The organism is Tenacibaculum sp. MEBiC06402, assembly GCF_049239625.1.
GTDB lineage: Bacteria > Bacteroidota > Bacteroidia > Flavobacteriales > Flavobacteriaceae > Polaribacter.
The window spans coordinates 28,402-45,868 of sequence record NZ_JBMKKT010000090.1 but is presented as its reverse complement, the minus strand read 5'-3'; the positions used below and the strand labels follow the sequence as shown (position 1 = coordinate 45,868).

The following is a 17,467-nucleotide window of genomic DNA, read 5'->3' as shown; positions in this document are numbered from 1 at the left end:
AGTTAATTTTTAAATTAGTTTTAGCTACTACTCATCGTAGCCATATTTCTTATCCAGTTTATTCATTAATCGTACGTATACGAAAATCAGAATTACAAACACATAAATAGATCCTTGTTGTGCAAACCAGAAACCTAATTTGAATCCGCCTATTTTTATCGCATTTAATGCATCTTTAAACATTATACCTGCCCCATATGAAACTACAAACCAGATAATCAGTAAAATTACAAGATACCTTAAGTTCTCTTTCCAATATGCGACTGCTTTTTCTCTATCTGTCATAATTGAAGTTTTTATAAATAAATCATTGCTTGTAGTGTTAACGAACTCGTAGAAGTACCAAAATCTTGATTCTTATACTCCAATGTTAACTTTGAATTGTGACCGCTCATGTAAGCGTTTATTCCTAATCCGAGAATATTTCTATTATCGTTTACAGCATCGTAACTATTTGATGCAAAAGACACGTAAGGTTGAAATCTTGTTTTAGCTTTATCTCCTGCTAATACATAACCTACATGACTATACAACATATTACCAGTTCCATACGCACTGTTTAAGTAATTTGTTCCGTAGTTGTTATTCTGATAAACTGCATAGGCAGTAATGGCGCTTCCATCTGAACCAATTGGAGCATCGTAAAAAGCATCTACTGCGAAAATACTAACATCTTCCCCAACTAAGTTTCCATTATCATTAAAGACAGAACCGCTTGGATGGAAAAAGAAACCAGCACCAACATTGAAAACTTTTTTGCCTCCTAAATAAGATCCAACTTTATATGGTAAAAAATTAGATTCTTCATCTAGAAGCTGATAATCAAAATATCCTGCATATGTTTTTCCAGCATCACCTGAACCTAGAACACGTCTTCCCGCGTACACAGCTGAAGCTTCTGTACTTGGATCACGTCCGTCTAAACCATTTGTTAGTGCATCATTTATAGACACTCGATATTGTAGTTTTCCAAATTTTCCTTTAGCAAAAATTCCCAAATGACGAGCAAACTGATCAGACAGGCCAATGGTCGCCCAAGATTGTCGATTATTATCAAGCGTCATCATGTTTAATGTACTCTGATTGTTTAATCTCGAAATACCATTGAAATAATGTAAACCTGCACCAACTACGTGGTCTTTTGCAATATTATACTGCGCCCAAACATCATGGAAAAATAACTGAGAACCTTCACCTTTTCCTGTCGGACTTAAAGTTTCAGCTGTTAAACTATTTAAACCAAAATGGGTAAGAATTAAAAACTTAGGATTAATTTGCGCGAACATTAATACTCTCGCGCGTCTTAGATTAAAGCTAACATCACTACTATTTGCAGGAGCATCGAAATTATAAATCCCTTGAACTTGTGCCCAAGAAATAATTCGTAAGTACTTTTTTCCGTCTTCATCAAGTTTTACTTTTAAACCTCCTTTATAATCGGGAGATCCTTGAGAAAAGGAACACTGAAAGGATAGAGCCAATCCGAACAGTAAAGCCATTGATTTTTTCATAAATTTTAAGAATTAGTTATACGTTAAACTTGGTTTGTGTGCATTGCTAATCTCTTAAAATTCAATAGCTAAATAAAAATTAGTATATATTTTTGTTAAATTACTATAGTTAATCTTTGAAGCGCTCCCATTTTATCATCATAAACTTATCTCCAAGTTCGGTAATTAACACTCCGGATTTATATAAATTATCTGTATTTTGAAAAAACTTAGTCAACTCGGAAGCACTTAATATCTTATATGTTGGATGATAGTTCCCTGAGTAAGGCCGTTTAATATTAAACTTCTTAACCCAATTCATTACAGACACATGAGAAATCCCTAGAATACGTTCAATTTCCCTATAGGTTAATCCTTCTAAATATAGTTGCAATGCTTTATTGACGTAGTAGTCATCAATTTTCTTACCTAACTTATTTACTGTGAAGTAATAGTTACAAGATTTGCATTTAAATCGTTGTCGATTTTTTACTATTCCACTTTTAACAACATCCTCAGAATTACAATTGGGGCAAGATTTTATCATTAGATATACTATTTTAGCATAAATATATCAAATTAGCATAAATTATCACCAATAAAAAGCAATTAATTATGAGATATAATAAATTTTAACCTGCAAACTTTAACATATTCACAAATTAATTATCTATTTCTTCAATTAAAATTGTATAATCGTATTGCAAATCTTCATGCAAGGTATACATAGCTTTTTTTGCCATTCTCATTTGTGTTTCAAAAATGTTTTGTAACCTTGGACTTCGTGAAATCGAAGGTTTAAATTGCTTTAGTTTTAAACAGAAATACAACAATAGTTCTACTTCCGTGCTTTTCTTTTTCGAATAGCGAATATATTTCTTCAATGATGAAAGAATCTTGCGTATACTTTTTCGGATGTAAAAGAAGCTCTTCGTATTTATTTGACTAAAAGACTGATCTACTTCCAGCTTGATTGATTCTATATAGCGATCTTCATTGGAAGCTTCAAAAAGTAAATACGTTAGCAACTCTTTATTTTCTTTTTTAAAACGAGCTAATTTTAAACATAACTCTAATAATTCAGCTTGATTTTGATGTTTTAATTCATCTTTCAAAACTTTTATTGTAGCTGCTTTCATATAAACTAATTATTCTTTAATTCCTCAAAACTATCAAAAAGTCTCTTTTTTATCATTGTAAAAATCCTTTTATTGTATTCTGACGAATCTATTTGATACTCTTCAAATTCATCAGCTGTGAACTGGCCAATAACAATTCCTAGTAATTGATTTTTAACAACGTTATTTTTAGAAAAAGAATTATCAAGAACTTTACTTAGCTCATCCTTCTTCATAGCAGTTAATTTGATTTTATGCTTTACCGCCCAATTCTTAAAAACAAGAATGATAATATCATGTTGTAGTTTCAAAATTGGTCGTAATGTTACGTTTTGAAATCCTTCGGTTTTACCAATTGCTGTTAATTCTAATTTGGGCCTAATATCTTTTTTATCTAACATGAATACGATTTGATTTTTCAAAAATACCATTTTGTTTATTTTTTTTAACAAAACATTAAACATTTTGTGTTTTATTAAGTCATAACTTCGTGAAAAACTAAAACTAATATTATGGAATTCAAAAATTTAGCACTTCTATTATTAATATCTTTTTCATCAGTTTCAATTTACTCGAATAACCTTTCCACAGATCCTGTAAACGATAAAAAGAAAGAAAAAACAGAGGAAACAATTGTAGGTGTAGCTGCCTCAAATGAAAACTTTTCAACATTAGTAGCCGCCGTTAAAGCTGCTAATTTAGTTGATGTTCTTAATGGTAATGGACCTTTTACGGTATTTGCACCAACTAACGATGCATTTAGCAAACTTCCAGAAGGAACTGTATACTCCTTATTAAAGCCAGAAAACAAAAAATTGCTTACAGCAGTTTTAACTTACCACGTTGTTGCAGGCAAGTTTGATGCAAAAGCTGTAGTAAAAGCTATTAAAGCAAATAATGGAAAATTCGTTATTAAAACTGTACAAGGAAACTCTCTAACAGCTATGATGAAAGGTGGAGATGTTCTTTTAAAAGATGCTAAGGGAAATATATCTCGAGTAATTATTACAGATGTAGAAGCTAGTAATGGAATTATTCATGCCATTGATACTGTTGTAATGCCGGAATAATTAAAGCAAGCCTATTTGAAATAAAAAAAGAGAAGTTCTTAACTTCTCTTTTTTTTACTTTGATAAGTAGTTAGTGACGTTATCTTCTATCCTATTTAAAATATTATCTGTATTAGCTTTTACAAATTGCTCTCCAGTAATCTGCTCATACAACTCTATATAGCGATTAGAGATTTCTACAATCTTTTCATCACTCATTTCAGGTATCTGCTGACCATCTTTACCTTGAAATCCATTTTCAATTAACCATTGACGCACGAACTCTTTCGATAATTGTTTTTGCTTCTCTCCTTTTTCTTGTCTTTCAGCATAACCATCAGCATAAAAGTAACGAGATGAATCTGGTGTATGTATTTCATCAATTAAAACAATCTTACCGTCTTTAGTTTTACCAAATTCATACTTCGTATCAACCAGAATCAATCCTCTTTTAGCCGCTATTTCGGTTCCTCTTGCAAATAATTTTCTTGTGTAATCTTCTAGAACAAGATAATCTTCTTCGGAAACGATTCCTTTAGCTAAAATTTCTTCTCTAGAAATATCTTCATCGTGCTCTCCATTATCAGCTTTTGTTGATGGCGTAATAATTGGTTCAGGAAATTTATCATTCTCTTGCATTCCTTCTGCCATGGCTACGCCGCATAACAATCTCTTGCCAGCTTTGTACTCACGTGCAGCGTGACCTGATAAATAACCTCTAATTACCATTTCTACTTTGAAAGGCTCACAAAGGTGACCTATTGCTACATTTTCATCGGGATTTGCAACCAACCAATTCGGAACGATATCAGCAGTATCATTCATCATTTTAGTGGCAATTTGATTTAAAATTTGTCCTTTGTAAGGAATTTGACGAGGCATAATTACATCGAAAGCTGATAAACGATCCGAGGCAATCATTACTAAAACCTCATCGTTGATATTATAAACCTCTCTAACTTTTCCTTTGTAAACAGATTTCTGTCCTGGAAAGTTAAAATTTGTTTCGTTAATTGTATTCATTTAGTGTTGCGTTGTTGTAAACGGCAAAAGTAAACTTTTTAATCTTTTTTAGGAATTCTTTTTATCTGCTTTATATTATCTAAAATAGGCGTCGCTGTAACTACATTGTCTCCATCTTGAACATAAAATATATAGCTCGTGTTTTGCCCGATTTTCTTGACATTTAGAACTTCTCCACTTTTGAACACCAGTGAATAGTCGTTTTTAAAAGTCTTCTCCTCTAATCTATTTTTATAACTAATTGACATTCCAATCCTCATACTTGGAAATAAAATGATAAAGGCCATCAACAAAGCAAAATATAAAGTTCTTTTATTCTGAACATCTTTTAGAGATTTTTCTTTATTAGTTTTCTTAAAAACCCAAGGCAAAAATTTCACCATATACAGGTAATAGAAAACCATCAACGCAACAACAATCAAGAAAACTCTCAAATCGCTTGTTATTAAACTAAAAGGAGAAATTAACGCATCTAATATGGAAGTATACTCTAAATAATGAACTCCTAAAACTCCATAAAAAATACTTTCGCTTATAACACCAACGATAATTAAAATAATATAAGCTAAATATAATATTTCTTGAAAATTAAGATTTTTAAACATACAATTACTCTGTCTCTATACTCTTGTAAGCCTTGATTATTTTCTTTACCAATCTATGACGCACTACATCTTTATCATCCAAATAGATTTGTCCCACACCATCTATACTCTTTAACGCTAATAATGCTTCTTTTAATCCAGAGACTTGTTTTCTTGGTAAATCAATTTGACCTGGATCTCCTGTAATCACAAACTTCGCATGCATTCCCATACGTGTTAAAAACATCTTCATTTGTGCGTGGGTTGTATTCTGAGCTTCATCTAAAATTACAAATGCATTATCTAAAGTTCTACCACGCATAAATGCCAACGGAGCAATTTGAATCGTTCCATTCTCAAGATAAACTTGTAATTTTTCAGAAGGAATCATATCACGAAGTGCATCATATAATGGCTGCATATAAGGATCTAACTTTTCCTTCAAATCTCCTGGTAGAAAACCTAGATTCTCTCCAGATTCAACAGCTGGTCTTGTTAAAATTATTCTTCTTACATCTTTTTCTTTCAAGGCTTTTACAGCCAAAGCAACTGCCGTATATGTTTTTCCTGTTCCTGCTGGTCCAACGGCAAATAGTAAATCATTTTCTCTCATGAGTTTTACCATCTTGCGTTGATTTTCAGTTTGAGGCTTTATAATCTTTCCACTAACACCATGCACTAGGATTTCACTATTATCTCCAAATTTGCGTTCATCTTCTTCTTTTCCACTAGAAGTTAATATTCTTTCAATACTATTTTCATCTAATTTATTATAGCGATTATAATACTTAATAAGACGCTCTAGTCGTTTTTCAAATTCATCTAAAATTTCTGGATCTCCATAGATTTTCAGTTTATTACCGCGAGCAACAATCTTGATTTTAGGAAAATTAGTTTTTAAAAGGGAGATAGTACTGTTTTGAGCTCCAAAGAATTCTTTTGGATTGATTTCTGTAAGTTCAATTACTCTTTCGTTCAAATGCTAAGCTTTTTTAATTTTATTATGTTTAAATGTAGTAATTATTTTATTCATTTATGTAGCTTTGTCTTAATTTTCAATTGAGTTTTTCACAAAATAATTAACAATTAATAGTTTAAATGGCGCTTATTACTTTAACAACTGATTTTGGCCTGAAGGATCATTTTGTTGGTGCAGTGAAGGGTGCAATTTATTCTGAATTGCCAGAAGCTCGTATTGTTGATATTACTCATGAAATCACTCCTTTTAATATTGCCGAAACAGCTTACATTTTAAAAAACGCTTACAAAAGCTTTCCAAAAGGGACTATTCATATTATTGGTGTAGATTCTGAGCTAAGTGTACAAAATAAACACATAGCAATTCTTTTAGATGAACATTATTTTATTTGTCCAGACAACGGAATTATTTCAATGATTGCTTCAGAAATTAATCCTACAAAAATTGTTGAAATCAATATTCATAATCATATTGAAAGTAGTTTTCCGGTTTTAGATGTTTTTGTAAAAGTCGCCAGTTTTATAGCTAGAGGAGGAAAACTTGAAGTTATTGGTAAAGTAACAGACAATTATAAAAAGATGGTTGAAATTCAACCTAAAGTAAATCAGGAAAAAACTATTATTGTTGGTGGTGTAATTTATATTGACAATTACGGTAATGTGATTAGCAACATCAGTAAAAAAATGTTTAATGATATAGGTAAAGATCGTCCTTTTAAAATTACAGCCAGACGCTATACTTTTGATAAAATCAACAATCAGTATAATGACATTGTTAATTTTGATTCAGCCGATATTCGTCAGTTTGATGGAAAAAAATTAGCTTTATTTAATTCAGCTGACTATTTAGAAATTGCTATTTATAGAAGTAACTTAAAAACTGTTGGTGGTGCTTCTACTCTACTAGGATTAGATTACAGAGACCGAATTACTGTTGAATTTATTAATCCAAGTAAAGAAGATTTCACTACTATTTAATACAAGATATATGTTTGTACGTATTGTAAAAATGAGTTTTCAACCTGAAAAAATTCAAACTTTTCTCGAGAACTTTGATAAAAAGAAAGAATTTATACGAAACTTTCCAGGATGCCGTTTATTAGAATTGTATAGAGACAAAACAAATCCTAATATATTTTTCACTTATAGCTATTGGGACAAAGAAGAAGATTTAGAAAATTACAGACACTCTGAACTCTTTAAAAACATTTGGGTAGAAACCAAGGTGTTTTTTAACGATAAACCACAAGCATGGAGTGTAGATAAAGTTGTAAGTTTGCCTTAAAAGAGAATTATAAAATTTAAACACATTGATTTCAATATTTAAAAAAGAATTCAACTCGTTTTTTGCTTCTCCTGTAGCATACTTGGTTATTGGAGTTTTCTTACTGGTAAACGGATTGTTTTTGTGGGTTTTAAAAGACAACTTCAATATTTTAAATGCAGGTTTTGCAGATTTAAATTCTTTCTTTTTTATCGCTCCTTGGTTATTTTTATTCTTAATTCCTGCAATAACCATGAAAAGTTTTGCAGACGAATTTAACACTGGAACTCTTGAAATTTTAAAAACGAAACCTTTAACGGATTGGCAAATTGTTTTAGGAAAATATTTGGCTTCTCTGTTTTTAGTTATTATAGCTCTTATTCCAACATTGACTTATGTTTATTCCATATATGCATTAGGTAACCCAGTAGGAAATTTAGATTTAGGAAGTATCATCGGATCTTATTTTGGAATGTTGTTTTTAGCTTCAGGATATTGTGCTATTGGATTATTTACCTCTACCCTTTCTAAAAATCAAATTGTGGCATTTATTCTAGCCGTTTTTATTTCATTTTTTACGTTTTATGGATTTGATGCGATCGCTAATTTATTAGGAAGTTCTGATTTTTATGTTCGTCAATTTGGATTTAACGAACATTTTAAAAGTATTAGTCGTGGTGTAATTGATACAAGAGATATTATTTACTTTATTAGTGTGACATTCTTCTTTTTATTTGTAACTAAAAAACAATTAGATCATGAGTAAAAATTTGAAAAAGATTCTTCTTGTTTTAGCCGGTTTAATTCTTGTCAATTTTGTTAGTTCTTCGTTTTTTACTCGTTTTGATTTAACAAAGGACAAGAGATACACACTTTCTCAAACTTCAAAAAACATTGTCAATAAACTGGATAATAGTTTAATTATAAATGTGTATTTAGAAGGAGATTTCCCTTCAGAATTTAAACGTTTACAAATTGAAACTCGTCAGTTTTTAGAGGAACTTCAAGCAGAAAACACTAATATTCGTTTTCGTTTTATCAACCCAGATGACATTAGAGAAGAATTGATTAAAAACGGAATGATGCCTAGTCAACTTACTGTTGAAGAAGATGGAAAACTTTCAGAAGCGCTAATATTTCCTTGGGCAGAATTATTTTATGGAAAAAGAGCGATTACTGTTCCTTTACTTCCAAACACAATGGCAAAATCTCAAGAAGAGCAATTAGCTAATGCTATTTCTTCTTTAGAATACTCATTTGGAAATGCCATTGAACTAATCACTCAAAATAAAAGAAAAAAGATTGCTGTTTTATCTGGAAATGGAGAATTAGAAGATATTCGATTATTCAGCTTTTTAAGTGAACTTGGAAAAAAATATAGCTTAGGTAAGTTTACTTTAGATTCAGTTGAAAAAAATCCAACAAAAACAATTGAACAACTCAAGCAATTCGATTTATCAATTATTGCAAAGCCTTCTGAAAAGTTTACTCACGAAGAAAAAATGGTGTTAGACCAATACATCATGAACGGTGGAAAATCGTTATGGATGATCGATAATTTATACGCTGATACAGATAGTTTATATAATGAAGGGAAAATGCTTGCTTATAGAAGGGATCTTGATTTAACAGATTTATTATTTAGCTACGGAGTTCGAATCAATAACAAATTAGTTCAAGATTTATATGCTTCTAAATTGACTTTAGCGTCTGGGAATCTAGGAAATCAAGCTCAGTTTGAAAGTTATGATTGGTTTTATCATCCATTAGTGGAGGGAAATCCAAATCATCCGATTACCAAAAACGTATTACCTGTTCGTTTCCAGTTTACAACGCAAATTGACACCTTAAAAAAAGATCTCAAAAAAACACCTCTTTTAGTCAGTTCTGTTTTGTCGAAACTTTCTGGAGCTCCAACTATTGTTGAGTTAGAAAGTATTGCTAAAGAGCCAATTCAACAAGAATATTCGGCTGGAAGTCAATTATTGGCTGTTTTATTAGAAGGTAATTTCAATTCTGCTTACGAAAACAGGACCAAACCATTTAATTATCCTGATTACAAGAAAATTTCTACAGAAAATAAAATGGTGGTTATTGCTGATGGAGACATTGCAAAAAATCAGATTTTAAAAGGAAAACCTTACGATTTAGGTTTAGACAAATGGACACAACAACGTTTTGGAAATAAAGATTTCTTATTAAACACAATCGATTATTTATTAGATGATACTGGTTTAATTACTTTAAGAAACAAAACGGTTCAATTAAATAATTTAGATAAAAAGAAAGCATTCCAAGAACGTGGATTTTGGCAATTTTTCAATATTGTTTTACCGCTTACCTTACTGTTATTATTTGGTTTTGGGTTTAACTACTGGAGGAAAAGGAAGTATAGTTAGGATTTTAACTTCTACTCCTCCAAATCCAATAAATTATTATGTATAAATTGATAATCTAATCGGCTTATCAATTTGTCTGGACTAATTTTTTTAAACCTTAATTCTGATTCAGTTTTAAACACAGGTTCTGGTTTACCTAGTTTCTTTTTAGCTGCAGTATAAAAATCTTTGCGTGTTGGATGATGATCTGCACAAGCATTGAACGTTTCTCCAAAAATATCTTTCTCTATAATTTTAGAAATAATTTGAATACAATCATCTCTGTGAATCATATTCACAAAACCATCTGGTTGTGGAATCTCTTTTTCCGTAAACCAATTTCCAGGTTGTCTTTTTCCTCCATATAATCCAGCGAATCTGATGATAGTAGTTGTAAAGTTTGTATTCTTTCGGAATAAACCTTCAACTTTAACCAACAAAGCTTCAGACACTGTTTCGTCTTCTTCGGTGTAAGTTTTATTATTTCTAGGATATACAGAAGTCGAACTTATAAAAATCACTTTTTTAACAGATGAATCTTCTATTTGTTCAATCAGTCTTTGATATGCATTGATATCCTTGGAAGTAATCATAATTAAAAGAACATCACAATTGAAAAATTCTTTGTTCGATATTTCATCTTCAATATCAACTATAAAAGGATTAATTCCCAGAGTTTCTAACTTTTCAATTTTTCCCTCTGATCTGGTTGAACCTTTTACAGTAATTTTATTTTTAATAAAATGCTCCGCTAAAGGTAAACCTAGCCAGCCACAACCTAAAATACTATAAACTTTCTTACTCATATCTTAACATTCTCCATCGCAACAATTATCATCTTTTACCAGCTTACAAGTAGCCACCGCAAGTAAAGCTCCAATAATCGGAGCAATCATATACAACCAAAGATGTTCAAAATGTCCAGATACTAGTGCCGGAGCTAAAGATCTTGCTGGATTCATAGACGCTTTAGTAATTGGACCAGCAAACATAGCTTCTAATAAAACGACACCTCCAATTGCGATTCCTGCCATTACTCCTACTTCTTTACTTCCCGTAGAAACATTAATAATCGTTACCATTAGGAAAAATGTCAATAACAGCTCTAAAATAAATGCTCGCATGGCATCAGTCGAAGGAATGGTAGCTCCATAAAATTCACTTTCAGGAAATAAAAACCATAATAGTAAACTTGCTAAAACTGCTCCTAAAATTTGAAAAATTATATACTTCGGTACTTCTGACCAAGGAAACTTTTTAGCATAAGCAAAAGAAATAGTAACTGCGGGATTAAAATGTGCTCCCGAAATTTCTCCAAAAGCATAAATCATTGCCATCACAATTAATCCCCAAGTAATTGCAATACCAACATGACCAATTGAACCATTGGTAACTTCATTAATGGTCATTGCCCCCGTTCCGCAAAAAATCAGGGAAAAAGTTCCTATAAATTCTGAAATGTATTTTTTCATGTAGACAAAGATACAATCTGGTATTTTAAGTTTTTGTTAACATTAATCGCATCTTTTAGCCGTAATTTTAGGCAACTAAAAAAACAAACTAATTTATTATCATGAAAAAAATACTTTTAGGATTATTTGTTGCTTCATTAACTCTATCTGTGAATGCACAAATTCAAACCCCTCAACCAAGTCCACTTTCTAAAATAGAACAAAAAGTAGGTTTAACTGATGTTACTGTAGAATATTCAAGACCTGGAGTAAAAGGAAGAAAAGTTTTTGGAAATTTAGTTCCTTTTGGAAAATTATGGAGAACAGGAGCTAATAAAAATACAATGGTAACTTTTAGTCAAGATGTTACTATTGATGGAAAAACATTAAAGAAAGGTTCTTATGCTATTTTTACTAAACCAGGAGCTACTTCTTGGGAAGTAATGTTTTACAGCGATACTAACAACTGGGGAACTCCAAGAAAATGGGATGATAGTAAAGTAGCATTAACAACAACTGCTAAAGTTGAGAACATGCCAATGAGCATCGAAACTTTTACTATTACTATTGATGACCTTACAAATAGTTCTGCCGTTTTAGGAATTTTATGGGAAAACACATACGCAGGAATTAAGTTTAACGTTCCAACTGATAAGGCTGTAGAAGCTAGTATCGAGTCTGTAATGGCTGGACCAGCTCCAAACGATTATTACGCTGCTGCATCTTATTACATGGATGAAGGAAAAGATATTAAGAAAGCTATGATGTGGATTGACAAAGCTGTTGAAATGACAAGTGCAAAACCTCGTTTTTGGTACTTACGTAAGCAGTCTTTAATTCATGCTAAAGCTGGAGATAAAAAAGGTGCTATTAAAGCGGCAAAAGCTTCTTTAAAGTACGCAGAGGAAGCTAAAAACGCTGACTACATAAAGATGAACAAAGATTCTCTAAAAGAATGGGGAGCTTAGTATATCTATCTAAATTTAATTAAAAGTAAAACTCGAGTCGAACCAACTCGAGTTTTTTTATTCTTCTTACTTTTACATTCCCAAAATCATAATCATGTCTATCTATAAAAAAATCGCTGAAATAGGTCCAAAATTCATTTCAAAAGCTAAAATATTTAAACATGGATTTAACTTATCTCCAATGTATAGAAGAAGTACAGGACGTATTATTGAAGTTTCAGATGATTTGTTAAAAATTGTAATTAAAGTTAAACTTAGTTATAAAAACCGAAATTATGTAAACTCTATTTTCGGGGGCAGTTTGTTCTCTGCAGTTGACCCAATACCCATGGTACAATTAATCAATTTAATTGGTGATGATTATGTTGTTTGGGATAAATCTGCAGAAATCAAATTTAAAAGACCGGCAAAAGAACATCTATTTGCTGACTTCAATTATTCTTTAGATGAATTAGACGACATTAAAAAACGTGTGGCTAAAGAAAACGAAATTGAAATTATAAAAACGACTTTTCTTACAAATAAATCAAAAGACACAACATTCTGCGAGGTTCATAAAACCATTTATATTGCAGATAAAAAGTTTTACAAAAACAAACGAAATAAAAAATAATATCTACTCTTCTCCTATTTGACTTATTCTTGGATTTCCATTTTTAGAGTTTCCATTGATTGCCTGGAGTATTGAAGAGATTATAATAACTAATCCACAACCAAGAGCGTTTAGCCATAGGTAACTAATTAATGCTTGCTGACCATTTTGTTCAGGTAAAAATATTCCAAAAAAGTAAATCCCTATTATTAGCAATTGTGTAATAATTGCACCAATAAATACTGCGTTCGATTTTACGAACTTGAAGAAGAAAGCTAACAGGAAAATACCTAACACATTTCCGTAAAATATAGATCCAATTATATTTACTAACTGAATTAGATTATCAAAAAGATTTGCAACACATGCAATCAAAATTGCTAAAACTCCCCAACCTAAAGTGAACCATTTAGACATTTTCACGTAATGCTGTTCACTCTTTTCTTCTTTTACATTTCTTTTATATAAGTCTATTGCTGTTGTTGAAGCTAAAGCGTTTAACTCTGAAGCTGTAGATGACATAGCAGCAGATAAAATAACAGCTAATAATAAACCTATTAATCCTTTTGGAAGATTATTTAAAATGAAATGGATAAATACATAATCCTTATCATTCGTTTCAACAGTAGCATCTGACTCTTCTATAATAGCTTTTGCTTCTTTTTTTAACTTTAAATCTTCTTCATTTAAAGACTGAAGCTTTGATTTATTCTCTTCTGTAATTCCACTTAAAATGAGTGTCTTCTTTTCTGCCTCTATTTTTCTGTGTTTATCTTCTAAAACTTTGTATTGAGATGCAAATTCAGAATTAATAACTGCCTCTTGAGCTTTTGGATTGAAGTTTAAAGGTGATGCATTAAACTGATAAAACACAAAAACCATCACTCCAACCAGAAGAATAAAAAATTGCATAGGAACTTTTAACAATCCATTAAAAATTAATCCTAGCTGACTTTCACGTACCGATTTTCCAGATAAATAACGCTGTACTTGGCTTTGATCCGTTCCGAAGTATGACAACATTAAAAATGTTCCTCCAAGAAAACCTGTCCAAACTGTATAACGATTATTCAAATCCCAAGAGAAGTCAAGGACTTTCATTTTATTGCTAGCTCCCGCAATTTCAAGCGCTTTACCGAATGTAATTCCGTCTGGTAAATATTGTAGAATTAAATAAAATGCAATAAACATTCCTGAGAATATAATTGCCATTTGCTGTTTCTGAGTAACACTTACAGCTTTGGTTCCTCCACTAACCGTATAGATTATTACCAGCATTCCGATAATAATGTTCAAACTGATTAAATCCCATCCCAAAACCGCAGATAATATAATTGCAGGAGCGAAAATGGTTATTCCTGCTGCCAATCCTCTTTGAATTAAAAATAAAATTGCAGCTAAAGTTCTAGTCTTAAGATCAAATCTGCTTTCTAAATACTCATAAGCTGTATAAACATTAAGTTTATGATAAATAGGAATAAAAACTAAACAGATAATCACCATTGCTAGCGGCAATCCAAAATAGAATTGCACAAATCCCATTCCACTATGAAATGCTTGACCTGGTGTAGATAAAAAAGTGATGGCACTAGCCTGAGTTGCCATTACTGACAATCCGATAGTCCACCACTTTGTATCGTTTCCTCCTTTTATATATTGTTCTACATTTTCACTTCCTCTTGTTTTCCAAGTTCCATATAATACAATAAATAATAGGGTAAGCGAAAGTACAATCCAGTCTAAAGTTTGCATGAGTATGTTATTTGGTATATGCGTTAGTGATTAAATAAAAAAGAACTATGTACACCAGATTTGCTACTAGAACGAGTGTGTACTCTTTTTTCCACATATACTTTTTACTCATAATACTTTAGTTTGTTTTGTTGATAGTTTTAATTATTCAGCAGGTTTACTAAAAAAATTATCTGCTAAAGGCGCTTGACTTACTAAAGCCGATGAAAACACTGTTGGTTCTCCTGCTGGTTCTGTTGGAACACCTTGTTCGTTTTTATTGTACCAAGTTATTGATTTTGGTAAAATGAAACCGTTAACATTTTCCCAATCATTATATCTAATGATATTAAACTTTTCAGATGGCTTCTTGCTAAAATAAGTAACTGTATAGCCTAACCAAGCCATTTGTTTCGTTTCGGGATGGTAAAATATAAAATAATTATCATCTGGAGAAACCCCAATATTTGCTTTATATGATATTTTAATCCCTGGATATGTAACTCCTTCAAATGTCATCGGTTCAATATCCGAGTATACAATTCCATCATCTGCTAACACAAATGGCATTGCATAGAAGTAGAAATATAAATTGTAATAAAATTCAGGATTTTTCTTAAAAACAGAATCTTTTTGACTTAACCAAACGTCCTTTCCATCATAACCTAGTGAAAATTTTTCTCCATGAATTACAGCTTTTCTAGAATGTAAATCCGTAGTATGCTCTTCTCCTTTTACTTTATACGATAAAAATTTGGCTTTTCTCCAAGCATCTATTCCTCCATGCTTTTCAAAAACTTCCTCTAAAGCTTTAGGATATGTTGGCTCTTTTTTAACTTCTTCCTTAACCTCTTCTTTAATTTCTTTTTTAGTTTCTGTTTTACAAGCAGCCACTAAAACTACTAGTAAAAATAATGTTATTAGTTTTCTCATTGAAAATTGATTTTATACTACTTCGTCGAAGATATTTTCTAAAATTACATTTTTAAAACAAAAAAACTCCTTGAATGGTATCAAAGAGTTTTTACAACACAACTACAAAAACCACTATTCGGTATCTGTCAAAGTCTCAGTAAACGCAATTAGCGCTTTTATTTCTTCTTTAGTTAAACTCAAATTATCGAAGGGCAAGGTTTGATACTCATTTTCAATTCCCAATCCCGCTGCTCCGCCTTTATTATAAAAATCTATCACTTCTTGTAAAGTTGTATAAACACCATTATGCATATAAGGAGCAGTAACTCCAGCATTTCTAACCGTAGGAGTTTTGAAAAAATGTTTCCTTTCTGGAGTTTTAAACAATTCATATCTTCCTAAATCCGGAGATAATTTTGCATTTATGGTATCGTAAGTTGCCGGAACTCCAATGAATTCTAATTCAGTATCTGTATAATTTGGCGGCACCGTTCCGTTGAAAACTGGAGCAAAATGACACGTAGCACACATTGCTTTTCCCATAAACAAATTAAATCCTAACTGTTCTTCTTCAGTTAATGTATTCTCCTCTCCTCTTATATTTTTATCAAATTTAGAGTTGAAAGAATTCAAACTCCTGATGTACGAAGCAATCGCATGTCTAATATTGTAATCAATCCTTTTATTGTTATACAGTTTCTCAAGTTTATTCTTGTAAATATCATTTTGTTGAACTCTGTTCACAACTGAATCCATGGACATATTGAATTCGTTATGATTTTTTACAACACCAACAACCTGACCTTCTAAACTACCGGCTCTTGCGTCCATAAAAAATGCTTGTTGATAAGCAGAATAAGTAACCGTAGGTGTGTTTCTGGTTTGATTTTTATCAAATGTTTTCTTTCCATCTGTAAATGCTAATTCCTTTACATGACAAGTAGCGCAGGCCATTGAATAATCTTTAGACAAAGATTTATCATTAAATAATTCCTTACCAAACTCAACTTTTTTAGCAAGATTTGTTGTGTCACTTAATTGATCAGAGAAGTAATTTATATTTAAAGCATCCTTAGAAAAAAGAGTTGTTAATGTATTTAATAAAGCCATTTCAAAAGGAAATTTCACATTCCAATCTTTTTGAACCTCAACTAGTAATTTCAACTGATAGTCTGTATGCTTTTTTATAAATGTAAAACGATCAAAAGCATCAAAATCATGATCTAAATCTTTTTGAGCAGCAATAATTTCTTTAATGAATTTATCTTTTAGTTCTTTTGATTTGAACTTGTTTTCATTCATTTTAATAATCTCAATTAATGTATTGTAAGAATATTTACTTTCTAATAACGACTGGCTTAAAACTGGAGAATCAAAACCTGTAATACCTGTTGTTGCAATTCTTACAATTTGTTCTCTGAGCAACCAAATAATATGATAATCTTTCAGCTTTAAAGAAAGATTTTCTTTGATTAATTTTAATCGATCTCTTGTTACATTAATCGCTCGAGTTAAGGTAACTGTATCAATCTCTTCTTCATAAAGATTCTCTTCAATAACTTGAAAACCGATTGGATTAATTACTCTAGTATCCTGAGATTCTTCACCCTTTACTTGAATAATATTTGGAGCATTTAAAGATTTATAATTATTCTTATCTGAATAGGCTAAAATTGGCTCCATCATTTTGAAATATCTACGAGCCTCCTTGTAATTCTCCTTTCTTTCCTCTGAAGGGATTTCTAAATTCAACTTCTCTAAACTAGCAATTGAATTCGTTAAATATTCATTATATAAAGCAGAAATATCCGCAGAAAATGCATCTACAGATGTGTATTTTTTTTCCCCTTTGTCGCATCCTATTATCAAAAGCAAAAGACATACACAAAGGTATGCCTTAACTCGACTAAATATGTCTTTCATTTT

Annotated in this window: 20 protein-coding genes; 7 read left to right on the top strand and 13 right to left on the bottom strand. The window is 31.1% G+C overall.

What is annotated here, in order from left to right; genetic code table 11:
* Positions 1-27 precede the first annotated feature (27 nt).
* The 5 genes from ACOSP6_RS06725 to ACOSP6_RS06705 all read right to left on the bottom strand — a co-directional run bounded on the left by ACOSP6_RS06725 (position 28) and on the right by ACOSP6_RS06705 (position 3,030).
* Positions 28-285, bottom strand: a complete 258-nt coding sequence (locus ACOSP6_RS06725; protein WP_422092526.1) for a DUF4212 domain-containing protein — start codon at positions 283-285, stop codon at positions 28-30.
* An 11-nt stretch (positions 286-296) separates the two neighbouring features.
* Positions 297-1,511 carry a hypothetical protein gene (locus tag ACOSP6_RS06720; RefSeq protein WP_422092527.1) on the bottom strand — a complete coding sequence of 405 codons (1,215 nt, stop codon included), beginning with the start codon at positions 1,509-1,511 and terminating at the stop codon, positions 297-299.
* A 109-nt stretch (positions 1,512-1,620) separates the two neighbouring features.
* A complete protein-coding gene (locus ACOSP6_RS06715; protein WP_422092528.1) occupies positions 1,621-2,037 on the bottom strand; it encodes a transposase in 417 nt (138 codons plus the stop codon).
* Positions 2,038-2,152: 115 nt separating this feature from the next.
* Positions 2,153-2,629, bottom strand: coding sequence for a hypothetical protein (locus ACOSP6_RS06710; RefSeq protein WP_422092529.1), 477 nt, complete (start codon positions 2,627-2,629; stop codon positions 2,153-2,155).
* A gap of 5 nt (positions 2,630-2,634) precedes the next feature.
* Positions 2,635-3,030: a glyoxalase gene (locus tag ACOSP6_RS06705; RefSeq protein ID WP_422092530.1), complete on the bottom strand. Its 396-nt coding sequence runs from the start codon at positions 3,028-3,030 to the stop codon at positions 2,635-2,637.
* Positions 3,031-3,120: 90 nt separating this feature from the next.
* On the opposite strand from ACOSP6_RS06705, the gene ACOSP6_RS06700 reads away from it, so the two are divergent.
* Positions 3,121-3,678: a fasciclin domain-containing protein gene (locus tag ACOSP6_RS06700; RefSeq protein ID WP_422092531.1), complete on the top strand. Its 558-nt coding sequence runs from the start codon at positions 3,121-3,123 to the stop codon at positions 3,676-3,678.
* A 54-nt stretch (positions 3,679-3,732) separates the two neighbouring features.
* On the opposite strand, the gene ACOSP6_RS06695 is transcribed toward ACOSP6_RS06700, so the two are convergent.
* From ACOSP6_RS06695 to ACOSP6_RS06685, 3 genes are read right to left on the bottom strand one after another with little or no spacing between them, the layout of a single operon-like run.
* Positions 3,733-4,680, bottom strand: a complete 948-nt coding sequence (locus ACOSP6_RS06695; protein ID WP_422092532.1) for a phosphoribosylaminoimidazolesuccinocarboxamide synthase — start codon at positions 4,678-4,680, stop codon at positions 3,733-3,735.
* Positions 4,681-4,718: 38 nt separating this feature from the next.
* On the bottom strand, positions 4,719-5,285 hold the full coding sequence (locus ACOSP6_RS06690; protein WP_422092533.1) for a hypothetical protein: 567 nt from the start codon (positions 5,283-5,285) through the stop codon (positions 4,719-4,721).
* 4 nt (positions 5,286-5,289) lie between these two features.
* Positions 5,290-6,243, bottom strand: coding sequence for a PhoH family protein (locus ACOSP6_RS06685; protein ID WP_422092534.1), 954 nt, complete (start codon positions 6,241-6,243; stop codon positions 5,290-5,292).
* A gap of 119 nt (positions 6,244-6,362) precedes the next feature.
* Here ACOSP6_RS06685 and ACOSP6_RS06680 point away from each other — a divergent pair, with 119 nt between their 5' ends.
* From ACOSP6_RS06680 to gldG, 4 genes are read left to right on the top strand one after another with little or no spacing between them, the layout of a single operon-like run.
* Entirely contained in the window at positions 6,363-7,220 is an 858-nt protein-coding gene (locus tag ACOSP6_RS06680) for an SAM hydrolase/SAM-dependent halogenase family protein (protein ID WP_422092535.1), read from the top strand.
* A 10-nt stretch (positions 7,221-7,230) separates the two neighbouring features.
* On the top strand, positions 7,231-7,527 hold the full coding sequence (locus tag ACOSP6_RS06675) for a putative quinol monooxygenase (protein ID WP_422092536.1): 297 nt from the start codon (positions 7,231-7,233) through the stop codon (positions 7,525-7,527).
* A 25-nt stretch (positions 7,528-7,552) separates the two neighbouring features.
* Positions 7,553-8,272, top strand: a complete 720-nt coding sequence (gldF, locus tag ACOSP6_RS06670; RefSeq protein ID WP_422092537.1) for a gliding motility-associated ABC transporter permease subunit GldF — start codon at positions 7,553-7,555, stop codon at positions 8,270-8,272.
* The gene (gene gldG / locus ACOSP6_RS06665) at positions 8,265-9,905 is read left to right on the top strand and encodes a gliding motility-associated ABC transporter substrate-binding protein GldG (RefSeq protein ID WP_422092538.1); all 1,641 of its coding nucleotides are present in this window, start codon (positions 8,265-8,267) and stop codon (positions 9,903-9,905) included. Before gldF ends, gldG begins: the two co-directional genes overlap by 8 nt.
* 11 nt (positions 9,906-9,916) lie before the next feature.
* Here gldG and ACOSP6_RS06660 read toward each other — a convergent pair whose 3' ends face one another.
* Both ACOSP6_RS06660 and ACOSP6_RS06655 read right to left on the bottom strand, forming a co-directional pair.
* Positions 9,917-10,690 (bottom strand): NAD(P)H-binding protein, encoded by a 774-nt coding sequence (locus ACOSP6_RS06660; RefSeq protein WP_422092539.1) that lies wholly within the window; start codon positions 10,688-10,690, stop codon positions 9,917-9,919.
* A 3-nt stretch (positions 10,691-10,693) separates the two neighbouring features.
* Complete coding sequence (locus tag ACOSP6_RS06655; protein WP_422092540.1) at positions 10,694-11,356, bottom strand: MIP/aquaporin family protein; 663 nt, start codon at positions 11,354-11,356, stop codon at positions 10,694-10,696.
* A 101-nt stretch (positions 11,357-11,457) separates the two neighbouring features.
* Here ACOSP6_RS06655 and ACOSP6_RS06650 point away from each other — a divergent pair, with 101 nt between their 5' ends.
* Together ACOSP6_RS06650 and ACOSP6_RS06645 are read left to right on the top strand one after the other, a co-directional pair.
* Positions 11,458-12,303 carry a DUF2911 domain-containing protein gene (locus ACOSP6_RS06650; RefSeq protein WP_422092541.1) on the top strand — a complete coding sequence of 282 codons (846 nt, stop codon included), beginning with the start codon at positions 11,458-11,460 and terminating at the stop codon, positions 12,301-12,303.
* 94 nt (positions 12,304-12,397) lie between these two features.
* Positions 12,398-12,916 carry a DUF4442 domain-containing protein gene (locus tag ACOSP6_RS06645; RefSeq protein ID WP_422092542.1) on the top strand — a complete coding sequence of 173 codons (519 nt, stop codon included), beginning with the start codon at positions 12,398-12,400 and terminating at the stop codon, positions 12,914-12,916.
* A gap of 3 nt (positions 12,917-12,919) precedes the next feature.
* Here the strand turns inward: ACOSP6_RS06645 and ACOSP6_RS06640 are convergent, their stop codons facing one another.
* The 3 genes from ACOSP6_RS06640 to ACOSP6_RS06630 all read right to left on the bottom strand — a co-directional run bounded on the left by ACOSP6_RS06640 (position 12,920) and on the right by ACOSP6_RS06630 (position 17,464).
* A complete protein-coding gene (locus ACOSP6_RS06640) occupies positions 12,920-14,647 on the bottom strand; it encodes a sodium:solute symporter (RefSeq protein WP_422092543.1) in 1,728 nt (575 codons plus the stop codon).
* A 144-nt stretch (positions 14,648-14,791) separates the two neighbouring features.
* Positions 14,792-15,559: a DUF6503 family protein gene (locus tag ACOSP6_RS06635; protein ID WP_422092544.1), complete on the bottom strand. Its 768-nt coding sequence runs from the start codon at positions 15,557-15,559 to the stop codon at positions 14,792-14,794.
* A 114-nt stretch (positions 15,560-15,673) separates the two neighbouring features.
* On the bottom strand, positions 15,674-17,464 hold the full coding sequence (locus tag ACOSP6_RS06630; protein WP_422092545.1) for a cytochrome-c peroxidase: 1,791 nt from the start codon (positions 17,462-17,464) through the stop codon (positions 15,674-15,676).
* Positions 17,465-17,467: the final 3 nt, after the last annotated feature.

Coding starts and splice junctions, on each gene's coding strand:
- ACOSP6_RS06725 (WP_422092526.1), bottom strand. CDS start 285: ATGACAGATAGAGAAAAAGCAGTCGCATATTGGAAAGAGAACTTAAGG.
- ACOSP6_RS06675 (WP_422092536.1), top strand. CDS start 7,231: ATGTTTGTACGTATTGTAAAAATGAGTTTTCAACCTGAAAAAATTCAA.
- ACOSP6_RS06650 (WP_422092541.1), top strand. CDS start 11,458: ATGAAAAAAATACTTTTAGGATTATTTGTTGCTTCATTAACTCTATCT.
- ACOSP6_RS06695 (WP_422092532.1), bottom strand. CDS start 4,680: ATGAATACAATTAACGAAACAAATTTTAACTTTCCAGGACAGAAATCT.
- ACOSP6_RS06645 (WP_422092542.1), top strand. CDS start 12,398: ATGTCTATCTATAAAAAAATCGCTGAAATAGGTCCAAAATTCATTTCA.
- ACOSP6_RS06715 (WP_422092528.1), bottom strand. CDS start 2,037: ATGATAAAATCTTGCCCCAATTGTAATTCTGAGGATGTTGTTAAAAGT.
- ACOSP6_RS06655 (WP_422092540.1), bottom strand. CDS start 11,356: ATGAAAAAATACATTTCAGAATTTATAGGAACTTTTTCCCTGATTTTT.
- ACOSP6_RS06680 (WP_422092535.1), top strand. CDS start 6,363: ATGGCGCTTATTACTTTAACAACTGATTTTGGCCTGAAGGATCATTTT.
- ACOSP6_RS06690 (WP_422092533.1), bottom strand. CDS start 5,285: ATGTTTAAAAATCTTAATTTTCAAGAAATATTATATTTAGCTTATATT.
- ACOSP6_RS06660 (WP_422092539.1), bottom strand. CDS start 10,690: ATGAGTAAGAAAGTTTATAGTATTTTAGGTTGTGGCTGGCTAGGTTTA.
- gldG (WP_422092538.1), top strand. CDS start 8,265: ATGAGTAAAAATTTGAAAAAGATTCTTCTTGTTTTAGCCGGTTTAATT.
- ACOSP6_RS06700 (WP_422092531.1), top strand. CDS start 3,121: ATGGAATTCAAAAATTTAGCACTTCTATTATTAATATCTTTTTCATCA.
- ACOSP6_RS06720 (WP_422092527.1), bottom strand. CDS start 1,511: ATGAAAAAATCAATGGCTTTACTGTTCGGATTGGCTCTATCCTTTCAG.
- ACOSP6_RS06710 (WP_422092529.1), bottom strand. CDS start 2,629: ATGAAAGCAGCTACAATAAAAGTTTTGAAAGATGAATTAAAACATCAA.
- ACOSP6_RS06630 (WP_422092545.1), bottom strand. CDS start 17,464: ATGAAAGACATATTTAGTCGAGTTAAGGCATACCTTTGTGTATGTCTT.
- ACOSP6_RS06640 (WP_422092543.1), bottom strand. CDS start 14,647: ATGCAAACTTTAGACTGGATTGTACTTTCGCTTACCCTATTATTTATT.
- ACOSP6_RS06635 (WP_422092544.1), bottom strand. CDS start 15,559: ATGAGAAAACTAATAACATTATTTTTACTAGTAGTTTTAGTGGCTGCT.